This window comes from Klebsiella sp. 141153 (assembly GCF_032601995.1).
Taxonomy (GTDB): Bacteria; Pseudomonadota; Gammaproteobacteria; order Enterobacterales; family Enterobacteriaceae; genus Klebsiella; species Klebsiella aerogenes.
Genome location: NZ_JAQIRJ010000010.1, coordinates 70,208 through 84,499 on the forward strand (window position 1 = coordinate 70,208; position 14,292 = coordinate 84,499).

Sequence of the window (14,292 nt, forward strand, 5' to 3'; positions counted from 1 at the left end):
TGGGAAGCAATACGCTTCCCGTGTATGATTGAACCTGCGGGCGCAAGGCGCCGGGGTTCATTTTTATATATAAAGAGAATAAACGTGGCAAAGAACATTCAAGCCATCCGTGGCATGAACGATTATCTGCCGGGCGAAACCGCTCTCTGGCAGCGCATTGAAGGCTCACTGAAGCAGGTGCTTGGTAGCTACGGTTACAGCGAAATTCGTTTGCCGATTGTAGAGCAGACCCCGTTATTCAAACGCGCGATCGGCGAAGTGACCGACGTGGTTGAAAAAGAGATGTATACCTTCGAAGACCGCAATGGCGATAGCCTGACGCTGCGTCCGGAAGGAACGGCGGGCTGCGTACGTGCCGGCATCGAACATGGTCTGCTGTACAATCAAGAACAGCGTCTGTGGTACGTGGGGCCGATGTTCCGCCACGAACGTCCGCAGAAAGGACGCTACCGTCAGTTCCATCAGATTGGCGCGGAAGTCTTTGGCCTGCAGGGGCCGGACATCGATGCCGAGCTTATCATGTTGACCGCGCGCTGGTGGCGCGAGCTGGGCATTTCCGATCACGTCAGCCTTGAGCTGAACTCCATCGGTTCGCTGGAGGCGCGTGCCGCCTATCGCGACGCGCTGGTTGCCTATCTGGAACAATTTAAAGATAAGCTTGATGAAGACTGCAAACGCCGCATGTATACCAACCCGCTGCGCGTGCTGGACTCTAAAAATCCGGAAGTACAGGCGCTGCTGAACGATGCGCCGGCGCTGGGCGATTATCTGGACGACGAGTCCAAAGAACACTTCGCCGGTCTGTGCGCGCTGCTCGACGCGGCCGGAATTCGCTATACCGTCAACCAGCGTCTGGTGCGCGGGCTTGACTATTACAATCGCACCGTATTTGAGTGGGTCACCACCAGCCTCGGTTCGCAGGGCACCGTCTGCGCCGGCGGCCGTTACGACGGTCTGGTTGAGCAGCTTGGCGGTCGCGCGACGCCGGGCGTTGGCTTTGCGATGGGCCTGGAACGTCTTGTTTTGCTGGTTCAGGCAGTCAATCCGGAATTTAAAGCCGATCCTGTTGTCGATATATACCTGGTAGCCTCCGGTACCGATACTCAGTCCGCAGCAATGCGTCTGGCTGAGCAGGTTCGCGATGCGCTGCCCGGCGTTAAGCTGATGACTAACCACGGCGGCGGTAACTTTAAGAAGCAGTTCGCTCGCGCTGACAAGTGGGGCGCGCGCGTCGCGCTGGTGGTCGGTGAGTCAGAAATTGCTGACGGAAACGTGGTAGTGAAGGATTTACGCTCAGGTGAGCAAACTACCGTAACGCAGGATAGCGTTGCCGCGCATTTGCGCACACTTCTGGGTTAATTTCCCGGAAACCATTAGTCAGGAGAAGGACTGCGTGGAAACTTTCAACAACGAAAACGAGCAGGTCGACGCCCTCAAGCGTTTCTTTGCCGAGAACGGTAAAGCGCTGGCCGTCGGGGTGATTTTAGGGATCGGCGCGCTGGTTGGCTGGCGCTACTGGACTTCCCATCAGCTGGATTCGGCCCGGGATTCCTCTCTGGCCTACGAAAATGCCATTTCCGCGCTGAAATCGGGTACGCCTGAAACGCTGACCGCGGCGGAGAAATTCGCCGCCGACAGCAAAAACACCTATGGCGCGTTCGCATCGCTGGAGCTCGCGCAGCGTCTGGTCGACAAAAACGATCTGCAGGGCGCGGAGAAGCAGCTGCAACAAGGGCTGACTGCCGCCTCCGATGATAACCTGAAATCGGTTATCAATATGCGTCTGGCCCGCGTACAGCTGCAGCTCAAGCAGCCGGATGCGGCGCTGAAAACCCTGGAAGGCATTAAAGGCGAAGGCTGGACCGCTATCGTTGCCGATTTGCGTGGTGAAATTCTGCTGAGCAAAGGCGACAAGCAGGGTGCCCGCGCGGCCTGGGAAGCAGGCGTGAAAAGCGATGCATCGCCAGCGCTCAGCGAAATGATGCGTATGAAAATAAATAATTTGTCCATCTGAGAGGGACTCGATGCAATTGCGTAAATTACTTTTGCCAGGGCTGCTTTCCGTCACCTTACTGAGCGGTTGCTCGCTGTTTAACAGCGAAGAAGACGTGGTGAAAATGTCACCGCTGCCGACGGTGGAAAACCAGTTTACGCCGTCCACGTCCTGGAGCACTTCAGTTGGCGATGGTATCGGTGATTTCTATTCCAACCTGCACCCGGCGTTTGCTGACGGCGTAGTGTATGCGGCTGACCGTAAAGGCACCGTGAAAGCGCTGCACGCTGAAGACGGAAAAGAAGTCTGGTCGGTGAACCTGGCGGAAAAAGACGGCTGGTTCTCGCGCGCCCCGGCGCTGCTCTCCGGCGGGCTGACCGTTTCCGGCGGCCACGTTTATGTTGGTACTGAAAAGGCGCAGCTGTTCGCGCTGAATACCAGCGACGGTACCGTTGCGTGGCAGAGCCGTGTTGCGGGTGAAGCGATTTCTCGTCCGGTCGTTAGCGATGGCATGGTACTGGTGCATACCAGTAACGGTCAGCTGCAGGCGCTGAACGAAACCGACGGCGCGGTAAAATGGACCGTGAACCTGGACATGCCGGCGCTCTCCCTGCGCGGTGAATCCGCTCCGGCCACCGCTTATGGCGCGGCAATTGTCGGCGGCGATAACGGCCGCGTCAGCGCCGTGCTGATGCAGCAGGGGCAGATGATTTGGCAGCAGCGTATTTCTACGGCTACCGGCCCGACTGAGATCGACCGTCTGAACGACGTTGACACCACGCCGGTTATCGTTAATGGCGTTGTTTATACGTTGGCTTATAATGGCAACCTGACCGCGCTGGATCTGCGCAGCGGCCAGATTATCTGGAAACGCGAACTGGGTTCAGTGAACGATTTCATCGTTGACGGCAATCGTATCTATCTGGTCGATCAGAATGACCGCCTGCTGGCGCTGACCACCGATGGCGGCGTAACGCTGTGGACCCAGAGCGATCTGCTGCACCGTCTGCTGACCGCTCCGGCGCTGTATAACGGCAGCCTGGTGGTAGGCGACAGCGAAGGCTACATGCACTGGATCAATCCGGAAGACGGCCACTTTGTGGCGCAGCAGAAAGTCGATAGTTCCGGCTTCCTGACCGACCCGGTTATCGCCGACGGTCGCCTGCTTATCCAGGCCAAAGACGGTACGCTGTATTCAATCACGCGTTAACTCGCGCGGTAGTATCGCTTTAATAAACGGCTCCTGACAGACAGGGGCCGTTTTGACTTTTTAAAAAACCTCGTAAAATGAGGTTGTATTGCAATTTGTATGAGGCATTTAACATGATACCTGTGGTCGCGCTTGTCGGGCGCCCTAACGTTGGAAAATCCACGCTCTTCAACCGCTTAACGCGCACTCGTGACGCGTTGGTCGCGGATTTCCCGGGGCTGACTCGCGACCGTAAGTACGGTCGTGCTGAAGTGGAAGGCCGCGAATTCATCTGTATCGATACCGGCGGTATCGACGGTACGGAAGAAGGCGTGGAAACCCGGATGGCGGAACAGTCGCTGCTGGCGATTGAAGAGGCCGACGTGGTGCTGTTTATGGTTGATGCTCGCGCGGGCCTGATGCCGGCGGATTCCGCAATCGCCAAACATCTGCGTTCTCGCGAAAAACCGACCTTCCTGGTGGCGAACAAAACTGACGGCATCGACGTCGATCAGGCGATGGCCGACTTCTGGTCGCTGGGGCTGGGCGATATTTATCCGATCGCCGCTTCGCACGGTCGCGGCGTTACCAGCCTGCTGGAACATGTGCTGCTGCCGTGGGTGGATGAGGTTAATCCGCAGGAAGAAGTGGATGAAGACGCCGCCTACTGGGCGCAGTTTGAAGCCGAGCAAAACGGCGAAGAAGTTGAAGAACCGGAAGACGACTTCAACCCGCAAGATCTCCCGATTAAGCTGGCGATCGTCGGTCGTCCAAATGTCGGTAAGTCAACGCTGACTAACCGTATTCTCGGCGAAGATCGCGTGGTGGTTTACGATATGCCGGGCACAACCCGCGACAGCATCTACATTCCGATGCAGCGCGATGAACGCGAATATGTGCTTATCGATACCGCTGGTGTGCGTAAGCGCGGCAAAATTACCGACGTCGTGGAGAAATTCTCGGTCATCAAGACGCTGCAGGCGATTGAAGACGCCAACGTGGTGATGCTGGTCATTGATGCCCGTGAAGGCATCTCCGATCAGGACCTGTCGCTGCTGGGCTTTATCCTTAACAGCGGTCGTTCCCTGGTTATCGTGGTCAACAAATGGGATGGCCTGAGCCAGGAAGTGAGAGAGCAGGTGAAAGAAACCCTCGACTTCCGTCTGGGCTTCATCGACTTCGCCCGCGTGCACTTTATCTCCGCTCTGCACGGCAGCGGCGTCGGCAACCTGTTCGAATCGGTGCGTGAAGCATACGACAGCGCCACCCGTCGCGTGGGTACCGCCATGCTGACGCGTATTATGACCATGGCGGCAGAAGACCATCAGCCGCCGCTGGTACGCGGTCGCCGCGTGAAGCTGAAGTATGCGCACGCTGGCGGTTATAACCCGCCGATCGTGGTGATTCACGGCAACCAGGTGAAAGACCTGCCGGATTCCTACAAGCGTTACCTGATGAACTACTTCCGTAAATCGCTGGATGTCATGGGTACGCCGATTCGCATTCAGTTCAAGGAAGGGGAAAACCCGTTTGCCAATAAACGCAATACCCTGACGCCGAACCAGATGCGTAAGCGTAAGCGCTTGATTAAACATATCAAGAAAAGCAAATAATGCAGAAACCCGCCGCTGGCGGGTTTTTTTATCTACCCTATTCAACGCTTCGCCGGGTCAGCAACGCTGACGTATGACGTGATAAACTCATGCTATTCATTATGAGAAGGAGACACCATGGAACTCAATTGCCCCATTTGTCATGCCCGGTTGGAAGCACAAGGCAACAGCGCGCATTGCGCGCACTGTGAGAAAGATTTTGCTTTAGAGGCGCGCTGCCCGGACTGCCATCAGCCGCTGGAAGTGTTGAAGGCGTGCGGTGCGGTGGATTATTTCTGCCAGCACGGCCACGGACTGATTTCGAAAAAACGCGTCGAATTTGTGCTCGGTTAATCGCTAACGCAGCCTTCACCATTTCGCCAGAGTTCAACCAGCGCCTCCGGTGCGCGCTCTTCCGGGATGAGAATGATCAGGCTGTGATAGTGCTGGGCGCTGATTATTTGGATACGAAAGAAACGCTGGTCGCCGCTACCCGGGGAATCCGGCTGCCCCGGTGGCTTGCCGAGCGGCAACGACTGCTGCAGTATTGCGGCGATGCGCTGTTTTTGTTGCTCGTTAAGTTGCGCTACGACAATCTTACGCATGCCGCTAAGTGTCGGGAACCAGGCGACACCGCCTTCACGCGCCAGTTCAATAATCGCGTCATCGCTAAGATCGGCCTCGTTCATGATGTGACTCCAACGCCCTCCCAGGCCTGGCGAATCGTATCGGCGACCGCTTTACCAAAACGTTTTTCGCCATGTTGAATCGTCAGTCTGGCAAAGACTGAAAAATCGGCGTCTTTGGCCAGTGACTTATCACAAACCGCGTCGTACCAGGCGTATCCCGCTTTTTCCCATGCAAAACCACCCAGCGCGCTGGCGGCGAGATAGAAAGCATGATTAGGAATGCCGGAGTTAATATGCACGCCGCCGTTATCCTGCTGGGTATGCACAAAATCTTTCATATGGGCGGGTTGCGGGTCTTTGCCAAGAATGGGGTCATCATAGGCGGTTCCCGGATGCGACATCGATCGCAGTCCTTGGCCGTGAATCCCTTTCGCGAGGAGCCCCTCGCCAATTATCCAGTCTGCTTTATCTGCCGTTTGCTGGCGTTGATATTGCTTGACCAGCGAGCCAAAAACATCGGAAAGCGATTCATTGAGCGCGCCGGATTGTTCGAAATAGATAAGCCCGGCTTCGCTCTCCGTAACGCCATGGCTTAACTCGTGCGCCACCACATCAATCGCAATTGTAAAACGATTAAAGATCTCGCCATCGCCATCGCCAAACACCATTTGCTGCCCGTTCCAGAAGGCGTTTTGATATTCGTGACCATAGTGGACGCTGCCGGTCAGCTTCAATCCGCGGTTGTCCAGCGAATCGCGATGATAGCTCTTCCAGAAAAACTCATGGGTGATGCCGAGATAGTCGTAGGCTTCATCGACGGCGACATCGCCGTTGGAAGGTTGTCCTTCAAAGCGCACCTGGAATCCTGGAAGTTCCTGAGTCTGCCTGGCATCGTAAATGTCGCGCTCAAGCTGGCCTGGCGTGGCGACATGGGCGGCGGCGGGGCGGCCCGGCACGTGCGCCATCAGGGTTTGTACATGGCTCAGCGTTTGCTGCGCGCAGCGCTGCTGCTGAACGGAACCATGGTCGACAATACGGCGTAAAATGTAGGGTGGAATCACGAAACGAGGACAAGTATCTGGCATATCACGCTCCCTGGCCGGATGAACGGTGTTAAAAGGGCATGACAGCAGTATAGTTATCCCCGCTTGAAACGGGGGATAATCAGACTTTTTTGCGGGCGCGCGTTTTCTTCACCGGGGTAATGGTTGTCACTTCGCTTTCGATCCAACCATCTTCCAGCCGGGTAGTGACAACATCGCCAGCCTGCACCTGTTTGATTTTTTTCAATACCTTGCCGTCACCGGCTGAGGTGACGCTATAGCCACGAGCCAGCGTCGCCAGCGGGCTGACGGCTTCCAGATGCGTCACGGTATTGCCGAAACGCTCGCGCTGCTCGCTCAGTCGGGCGCGAATATTTTCCGCCAGACGATACTCCAGTTGCTGAATACGCGACTGCGCGCGATGGATGCGCGGCTGCGGGTTTTGCTGATTCAACCGCTGCGCGGCGCGCTGCTGGCGCTGGTCGGCACGTTTGAGCTGGCTTTCCAGCGCAAAGCGCATCCGCTGACGCAGGCGTTCCAGTTCGGCCTGCTGACGCGCTAAACGCAGTTGCGGATGCTGCTGCTGTAAGCGGTGAAACAACTGCGTAAAGCGGCGCTGGCGGTTGGCGAGGAAGTAATCCATCGCCATCTCCAGGCGCTGCTGGCCGGACTGTAGCTGACGCAGAAGCTCCTGCTGATTGCGGCTGACGATCTCTGCCGCCGCAGAGGGCGTCGGCGCCCGCAGGTCGGCGACGAAATCGGCGATGGTGACGTCGGTTTCATGGCCGACGGCGCTCACTACCGGAATGCGGCTGGCGAAAATCGCCCGCGCGACCCGTTCATCGTTAAAGCTCCATAAATCTTCCAGCGAACCGCCGCCGCGCCCGACGATCAGCACGTCGCACTCCTGGCGCTGGTTGGCTACTGCTATCGCGCGCACGATTTGCCCCGGCGCATCATCGCCTTGCACCGCCGTGGGATAGACGATAACCGGCAGCGAGGGATCGCGTCGTTTCAACACATGTAAAATATCATGCAGCGCGGCGCCGGTTTTGGAGGTGATAACGCCGACGCAGTGCGCGGGTGAGGGGAGCGCCTGCTTGTGACTTTGATCGAATAACCCTTCCGCCGTCAGGAGCGCTTTGAGCTGCTCATATTTCTGCTGCAGCATGCCTTCACCGGCGGGTTGCATGCTTTCGACGATGATCTGGTAGTCGCCGCGCGGCTCGTAAAGCGTAATGTTGGCGCGAACCAGCACCTGCTGGCCATGCTGCGGGCGAAACGTGACGCGGCGGTTGCTGTTGCGGAACATCGCGCAGCGCACCTGGGCGTTATCGTCTTTTAAGGTGAAGTACCAGTGGCCGGAAGAGGGCTGGCTGAAGTTAGAGATCTCGCCGCTTATCCAGACCTGGCCCATTTCGCGTTCCAGCAGTAAGCGAACCGTCTGATTCAGGCGGCTGACCGTAAATATTGCAGGGGATTGAGATGGCAACATGTGAGCAAGATCAAATTCTAAATCAGCAGGTTATTCAGTCGATAGTAACGCGCTGAGAGGGGATCGCAAGTATTATTTGCAAAAAAGGGTGGATGCAATCGGTTACGCTCTGTATAATGCCACGGCAATATTTATCCACCCTGGTCGAGATATTGCCCATGCTACGTATCGCTAAAGAAGCCCTGACGTTTGACGACGTCCTCCTTGTTCCCGCTCATTCTACCGTTCTGCCGAATACCGCCGATCTCAGCACGCAGCTGACGAAAACGATTCGTCTGAATATTCCTATGCTCTCCGCGGCGATGGATACCGTAACTGAAGCGCGCCTGGCAATTGCCCTGGCCCAGGAAGGCGGCATCGGCTTTATTCATAAAAACATGTCAATCGAGCGCCAGGCTGAAGAAGTCCGCCGCGTGAAGAAACATGAATCCGGCGTGGTAAGCGATCCACAGACCGTTCTGCCGACTACCACCCTGCGCGAAGTGAAAGAACTGACCGAACGTAACGGTTTCGCCGGTTATCCGGTAGTGACCGAAGACAACGAACTGGTCGGCATTATCACCGGCCGCGACGTGCGTTTTGTTACCGACCTGAATCAGCCGGTCAGCGTTTATATGACGCCGAAAGAGCGCCTGGTCACCGTGCGTGAAGGCGAAAGCCGTGAAGTGGTCTTCGCGAAAATGCACGAAAAACGCGTAGAAAAAGCGCTGGTAGTGGATGATAGCTTCCATCTGCGCGGCATGATCACCGTAAAAGATTTCCAGAAAGCGGAACGTAAACCGAATGCGTGTAAAGACGAGCACGGTCGTCTGCGCGTTGGCGCCGCCGTTGGCGCTGGCGCCGGTAACGAAGAGCGCGTTGACGCGCTGGTCGCCGCAGGCGTTGACGTTCTGCTGATCGACTCCTCTCACGGTCACTCCGAAGGCGTTCTGCAGCGTATTCGCGAAACGCGCGCTAAATATCCTGACCTGCAAATCATCGGCGGCAACGTGGCGACCGGCGCGGGCGCTCGTGCCCTGGCGGAAGCGGGCGTCAGCGCGGTGAAAGTGGGTATTGGCCCTGGCTCCATCTGTACTACCCGTATCGTTACCGGCGTAGGCGTTCCGCAGATCACCGCCGTTTCTGACGCGGTTGAAGCGCTGGAAGGCACCGGTATTCCGGTTATCGCCGATGGCGGTATCCGCTTCTCCGGCGATATCGCAAAAGCGATTGCCGCAGGCGCCGCCGCGGTGATGGTAGGCTCCATGCTGGCCGGTACCGAAGAATCCCCGGGTGAAATCGAGCTCTATCAGGGCCGTTCTTATAAATCCTACCGCGGTATGGGTTCCCTGGGCGCGATGTCCAAAGGTTCCTCCGACCGTTACTTCCAGAGCGATAACGCCGCTGACAAACTGGTACCGGAAGGTATCGAAGGCCGCGTTGCCTATAAAGGCCGCCTGAAAGAGATCATTCACCAGCAGATGGGCGGCCTGCGCTCCTGTATGGGTCTGACCGGTTGTGGTACTATTGACGCACTGCGTACCAAAGCAGAGTTCGTGCGCATCAGCGGCGCGGGCATCCAGGAGAGCCACGTTCACGACGTGACGATCACCAAGGAATCCCCGAACTACCGCATGGGCTCCTGATTTTCATCGCCCGGCTACGCGCCGGGCGATTTTTATTCAATCATCGCTACTTCTCTGGAATTAACGTCAATGACGGATAACATTCATAAACATCGCATTCTTATCCTGGACTTCGGTTCACAGTACACCCAGCTGGTTGCACGTCGCGTACGTGAGTTAGGGGTCTATTGCGAACTCTGGGCTTGGGACGTGACCGAAGCTCAAATCCGTGAGTTCAACCCGAACGGCATCATTCTTTCCGGCGGCCCGGAAAGCACTACCGAAGACAACAGCCCGCGCGCGCCGCAGTACGTCTTCGAAGCCGGCGTACCGGTTTTCGGTGTATGCTATGGCATGCAGACCATGGCTATGCAGCTGGGCGGCCACGTTGAAGCTTCCAACGAGCGCGAGTTCGGTTACGCGCAGGTGGAAGTGCAGACCGACAGCGCGCTGATCAAGGGCATCGAAGATGCGCTGAGCGCTGACGGTAAGCCGCTGCTGGACGTGTGGATGAGCCATGGTGATAAAGTCACCGCTATCCCTTCCGACTTTGTGACCGTCGCCAGCACTGAGAGTTGCCCGTTCGCCATCATGGCGAATGAAGAAAAACGCTTCTACGGCGTACAGTTCCACCCGGAAGTCACCCACACTCGTCAGGGGCTGCGTATGCTGGAGCGCTTCGTGCGCGACATCTGCCAGTGTGAAGCGCTGTGGACGCCGGCGAAGATCATCGACGACGCGGTTGAGCGTATTCGTCAGCAGGTGGGTGAAGATAAAGTCATCCTCGGCCTGTCCGGCGGCGTTGACTCTTCTGTTACCGCGATGCTGCTGCACCGCGCCATCGGTAAAAATCTGACCTGCGTATTCGTGGATAACGGCCTGCTGCGCCTGAACGAAGCCGAGCAGGTTATGGATATGTTCGGCGACCGTTTCGGCCTGAACATCGTACACGTTGCGGCGGAAGATCGCTTCCTGACCGCGCTGAAGGGCGAAAACGATCCGGAAGCGAAGCGTAAAATCATTGGCCGCGTCTTCGTTGAAGTGTTTGACGAAGAAGCGCTGAAGCTGGAAGACGTGAAATGGCTGGCGCAGGGCACTATCTACCCTGACGTGATCGAATCCGCTGCTTCCGCGACCGGTAAAGCGCACGTCATCAAGTCTCACCACAACGTTGGCGGCCTGCCGAAAGAAATGAAGATGGGCCTCGTTGAGCCGCTGAAAGAGCTGTTCAAAGACGAAGTGCGTAAGATTGGTCTGGAGCTGGGCCTGCCGTACGACATGCTGTTCCGCCACCCGTTCCCGGGGCCGGGCCTCGGCGTTCGCGTACTTGGCGAAGTGAAGAAAGAGTACTGCGACCTGCTGCGTCGCGCGGACGCTATCTTCATTGAAGAACTGCGCAAAGCCGACCTGTATGACAAAGTAAGCCAGGCATTCACCGTGTTCCTGCCGGTTCGCTCCGTCGGCGTGATGGGCGATGGTCGTAAGTACGACTGGGTCGTCTCCCTGCGTGCGGTAGAAACCATCGACTTTATGACCGCGCACTGGGCGCACCTGCCGTATGATTTCCTCGGCCGCGTCTCCAACCGCATCATCAACGAAGTTAACGGTATTTCCCGTGTGGTGTACGACATCAGTGGCAAGCCGCCAGCGACTATTGAGTGGGAATAATTCCTGCTGATAGTTGAACGAAACCCTCTGTTTACAGAGGGTTTTTTTATGTCCGTAATGATGTTTGATGTCGGTTGGGCATATGGTCTGGATTAAAAACGATGCCTGACGATTAGCGAACACGCCATGAAGTCGAGTCAATCAGCAACGTTAAAAGAACGCCGCGACGGGTGAATGTCAATTTTTGCTGCAGTTGCTTACCCTGTCACAGAAAGATAAAGCGGAAGGGCGCGGGTTCTCGAAAGAGCCGTTACATTGGCCGTAGGCGTTATTCCTGGGCTGGAGTGGTTGGCGTCGCGGGAGCATCAATGGTGATGGTCGATTGCTGCGACTCTTGCTTGCCCTGATGATGGTACCAGGCGCCGATAGAAGAGTAGACAAAGCGTCCAAAGAAGAAGAGAAAACTGATAAGTAGTACGATACGGGTCATGCGACGGTTAAATCGATGTCGTTTACGCATACTGGGTGCCTGACTCACAAAAGGTTCCTTGAAGTATACCCGAAGACGGGCAATGGGGCTATTAAGTCATAGTATAGCGGTGGGGTCAATTGTCGGCGGTGTAAAAATCGTAGAGCTAAAACATTACTTAATGTTATATAAGATGAACATCGTATTTACACGGATTTTGGTTGTTGCACAAGGTCGCAAAAAAATAAGTTTTATTAATATTAGCTAAATAGTTTATTGATTTGCGTCAATTGCTTGATTCTGTTGCTCACTAAAATCGACCATCTGTTCCGCATCGTTATTACTTTCGCGGTTAGCCTGGTCGGGTTGGATGCCTGTCTGAATATACTCCGCAGGAGTTGGGGTAATCTGTCGAGCATCTATGAGTATTATTAAACTATACAAACGATATCAGGATAAATGGTGGGCACTACCGCTCGTCTTACCTACGTTGTTGTTGCCATTAGCGCGCGCTGCAAATACATTCGCGAATCTTAACGGTCATACCGTCTTCCTGTATTACCTTCCGCTGGCGCTAGTATTAAGCCTGATGCTATTTTTTGGCTGGGCGGCATTGCCTGGCATTGTTATCGGCTTGCTGCTGACCATTACGCGCGGCATGACCTTTGAGCAGGCCATCGGCGTGTTATTTCATTTTTTGATCCCCGCGGTGCTGTGCTGGGGCGGATATCGTATTTTCGTTCCGCGCCGCCAGCAGATTTCCCACGGCAATGTTGCCCTGATGCCGCATCGATTGTTCTGGCAAATGCTGCTGCCTTCGGTGATTTTTCTCATTATCTCGCAACTTGCGGAGTATCTGGGTCTGCATCCGCGCGCGGCGGAGCTGGTTGGGACGACGCCATTTAGTTTACGATCGTTAATCACTTTTCAGGCGCTGATGGTCGGTTGTCTGACCGGCGTGCCGCTGTGCTATTTTTTGCTGCGCGTTATTCGTAATCCTTTGCATTTACGCGGCTTTATATCCCAGGTGCGTTTACAAATCGACCAAAAAATAAAACCGCTGGAAATTATTGTCTGGGCAATAGCATTGTTAATAATACTGGCTTTATTATTCATGCCGTTAAATGTCAACAGCACGATATTTAGCACAAATTATACATTGTCATTACTTATGCCGGTCATGTTATGGGGAGCGATGCGCTTTGGTTATCGTTTTATTTCCCTGGTGTGGCCGCCGATATTAATTCTGGTCATCCATTTTCATTACAGCTACTTGCCATTTTCCCCCATCTACAATAACCAGCTGGCGATTACCTCCTCCAGCTACCTGGTTTTCTCTTTTATTATCGCTTATATGGCAATGCTGGCGACGCAGCAGCGGATGATCCACCGTCGGGTTCGAAGAATGGCCTTTCTCGACCCGGTCGTTCATATGCCAAATTTGCGCGCCCTGAGCCGGGCGCTAAACCACTCGACCTGGTCGGTACTGTGCTTTTTACGCATGCCAGAGTTGGAGCTGCTCGGGCGGCACTACGGCGTGATGCTGCGAATTCAGTATAAGCAGCAGCTGTCGGAGTATTTGAGTCACCTACTGCAGCCAAACGAAATGGTCTGTCATCTTTCGGGCCATGACCTTGTGGTACGCCTGAATAGCGACGATCATCAAAAACGCATTGTGATGCTGGATGAGCGGATTAAGCAGTTCCGTTTCATTTGGGATGGTATTCCGCTGCAGCCGCCCGTCGGGATCAGCTATTGCAACGTGCGCTCTCCGGTCAAGCATCTGTATTTACTGCTCGGTGAACTGAATAATATTGCCGACATGTCGTTAACCAGCGGACAGCCGGAAAACGTGCAGCGCCGCGGCGCCGTTCACGTTCAACAGGGGCTAAAAGAACGTGTGTCCATGATGAACCAGATCCTGCAGGCGCTGGAGCAGAATCGCTTTCGGCTGATGGCGCAGCCAATTATCGGCATGCGCGGCGATAGCTATCATGAAGTCCTGTTACGCATGGTTGGCGAGCAGGGCGAGCTGGTTGCGCCGGATAATTTTTTGTCCGCGGCGCACGAATTTGGCCTGGCTTCGCGCATCGACAGCTGGGTTATCGACAATACGCTGGCTTTTATGAACGATAATCGCCATACGTTGCCAGGCATGCGTCTGGCCATCAATCTGTCGCCAGTCTCGGTCAGTCGCAGCCGTTTCCCGGATGAAGTCGAGGAAATGCTGCATCATTATAATATCGAGCCGTGGCAGCTTATTTTTGAACTGACGGAAAACCACTCGCTCAGTAATCCGGAGCAGGCGCAACAAACGCTCGCGCGGTTGCAGGAATTGGGATGCCGGGTGGCGATTGATGATTTTGGCACCGGCTATGCCAGCTATGCGCGGCTGAAAACGCTTAACGTCGACATGCTGAAAATTGACGGTAGCTTTATCCGTAATCTGGTCACCAGTAGCCTGGATTATCAGGTCGTAGCGTCGATTTGCCGGTTAGCGCAAATCAAAAACATGCAGGTAGTGGCGGAATATGTGGAATCGCCGGAGATCCGCCAGGCTGTGATTTCACTGGGGATTGATTATATGCAGGGCTATGACATTGGTATGCCGGTTCCGATAGAACAGCTGGCCTGCGCGGCTGACGTCGCATAAAAAACGGCCGGGCGTAT

At 55.3% G+C, this 14,292-nt stretch carries 12 protein-coding genes; 8 read left to right on the plus strand and 4 right to left on the minus strand.

Annotated features, from left to right (window positions below; all coding sequences use genetic code 11):
- Positions 1-84: 84 nt before the first annotated feature.
- The 5 genes from hisS to PGS10_RS18740 all read left to right on the plus strand — a co-directional run bounded on the left by hisS (position 85) and on the right by PGS10_RS18740 (position 5,128).
- Positions 85-1,359, plus strand: a complete 1,275-nt coding sequence (hisS, locus tag PGS10_RS18720) for a histidine--tRNA ligase (RefSeq protein ID WP_015703166.1) — start codon at positions 85-87, stop codon at positions 1,357-1,359.
- 34 nt (positions 1,360-1,393) lie between these two features.
- Positions 1,394-2,014, plus strand: a complete 621-nt coding sequence (locus PGS10_RS18725; protein ID WP_045392715.1) for a YfgM family protein — start codon at positions 1,394-1,396, stop codon at positions 2,012-2,014.
- A gap of 10 nt (positions 2,015-2,024) precedes the next feature.
- The gene (gene bamB, locus PGS10_RS18730; RefSeq protein ID WP_045392712.1) at positions 2,025-3,203 is read left to right on the plus strand and encodes an outer membrane protein assembly factor BamB; all 1,179 of its coding nucleotides are present in this window, start codon (positions 2,025-2,027) and stop codon (positions 3,201-3,203) included.
- Between the two features lie 113 nt (positions 3,204-3,316).
- Positions 3,317-4,795 (plus strand): ribosome biogenesis GTPase Der, encoded by a 1,479-nt coding sequence (gene der / locus PGS10_RS18735; RefSeq protein WP_015370328.1) that lies wholly within the window; start codon positions 3,317-3,319, stop codon positions 4,793-4,795.
- A gap of 117 nt (positions 4,796-4,912) precedes the next feature.
- Complete coding sequence (locus PGS10_RS18740; RefSeq protein WP_047043436.1) at positions 4,913-5,128, plus strand: zinc ribbon domain-containing protein; 216 nt, start codon at positions 4,913-4,915, stop codon at positions 5,126-5,128.
- Here the strand turns inward: PGS10_RS18740 and PGS10_RS18745 are convergent.
- From PGS10_RS18745 to xseA, 3 genes are all read right to left on the minus strand, one after another.
- A complete protein-coding gene (locus PGS10_RS18745; RefSeq protein WP_047043438.1) occupies positions 5,125-5,463 on the minus strand; it encodes a protealysin inhibitor emfourin in 339 nt (112 codons plus the stop codon). The genes PGS10_RS18740 and PGS10_RS18745 overlap by 4 nt on opposite strands.
- On the minus strand, positions 5,460-6,488 hold the full coding sequence (locus PGS10_RS18750; protein ID WP_316423344.1) for a M4 family metallopeptidase: 1,029 nt from the start codon (positions 6,486-6,488) through the stop codon (positions 5,460-5,462). Before PGS10_RS18750 ends, PGS10_RS18745 begins: the two co-directional genes overlap by 4 nt.
- Positions 6,489-6,567: 79 nt before the next feature.
- Positions 6,568-7,941 (minus strand): exodeoxyribonuclease VII large subunit, encoded by a 1,374-nt coding sequence (xseA, locus tag PGS10_RS18755; protein ID WP_047078060.1) that lies wholly within the window; start codon positions 7,939-7,941, stop codon positions 6,568-6,570.
- Positions 7,942-8,099: 158 nt separating this feature from the next.
- Between xseA and guaB the strand changes: the two genes are divergently transcribed.
- Both guaB and guaA read left to right on the plus strand, forming a co-directional pair.
- A complete protein-coding gene (gene guaB, locus PGS10_RS18760) occupies positions 8,100-9,566 on the plus strand; it encodes an IMP dehydrogenase (RefSeq protein WP_015370334.1) in 1,467 nt (488 codons plus the stop codon).
- A gap of 69 nt (positions 9,567-9,635) precedes the next feature.
- Positions 9,636-11,213, plus strand: a complete 1,578-nt coding sequence (guaA, locus tag PGS10_RS18765) for a glutamine-hydrolyzing GMP synthase (RefSeq protein ID WP_015703162.1) — start codon at positions 9,636-9,638, stop codon at positions 11,211-11,213.
- Between the two features lie 268 nt (positions 11,214-11,481).
- On the opposite strand, the gene PGS10_RS18770 is transcribed toward guaA, so the two are convergent.
- Positions 11,482-11,673, minus strand: coding sequence for a YfgG family protein (locus tag PGS10_RS18770; RefSeq protein WP_045392697.1), 192 nt, complete (start codon positions 11,671-11,673; stop codon positions 11,482-11,484).
- A gap of 370 nt (positions 11,674-12,043) precedes the next feature.
- Between PGS10_RS18770 and PGS10_RS18775 the strand changes: the two genes are divergently transcribed.
- Positions 12,044-14,275, plus strand: a complete 2,232-nt coding sequence (locus PGS10_RS18775; RefSeq protein ID WP_047078061.1) for an EAL domain-containing protein — start codon at positions 12,044-12,046, stop codon at positions 14,273-14,275.
- The last annotated feature ends 17 nt before the right edge of the window (positions 14,276-14,292 follow it).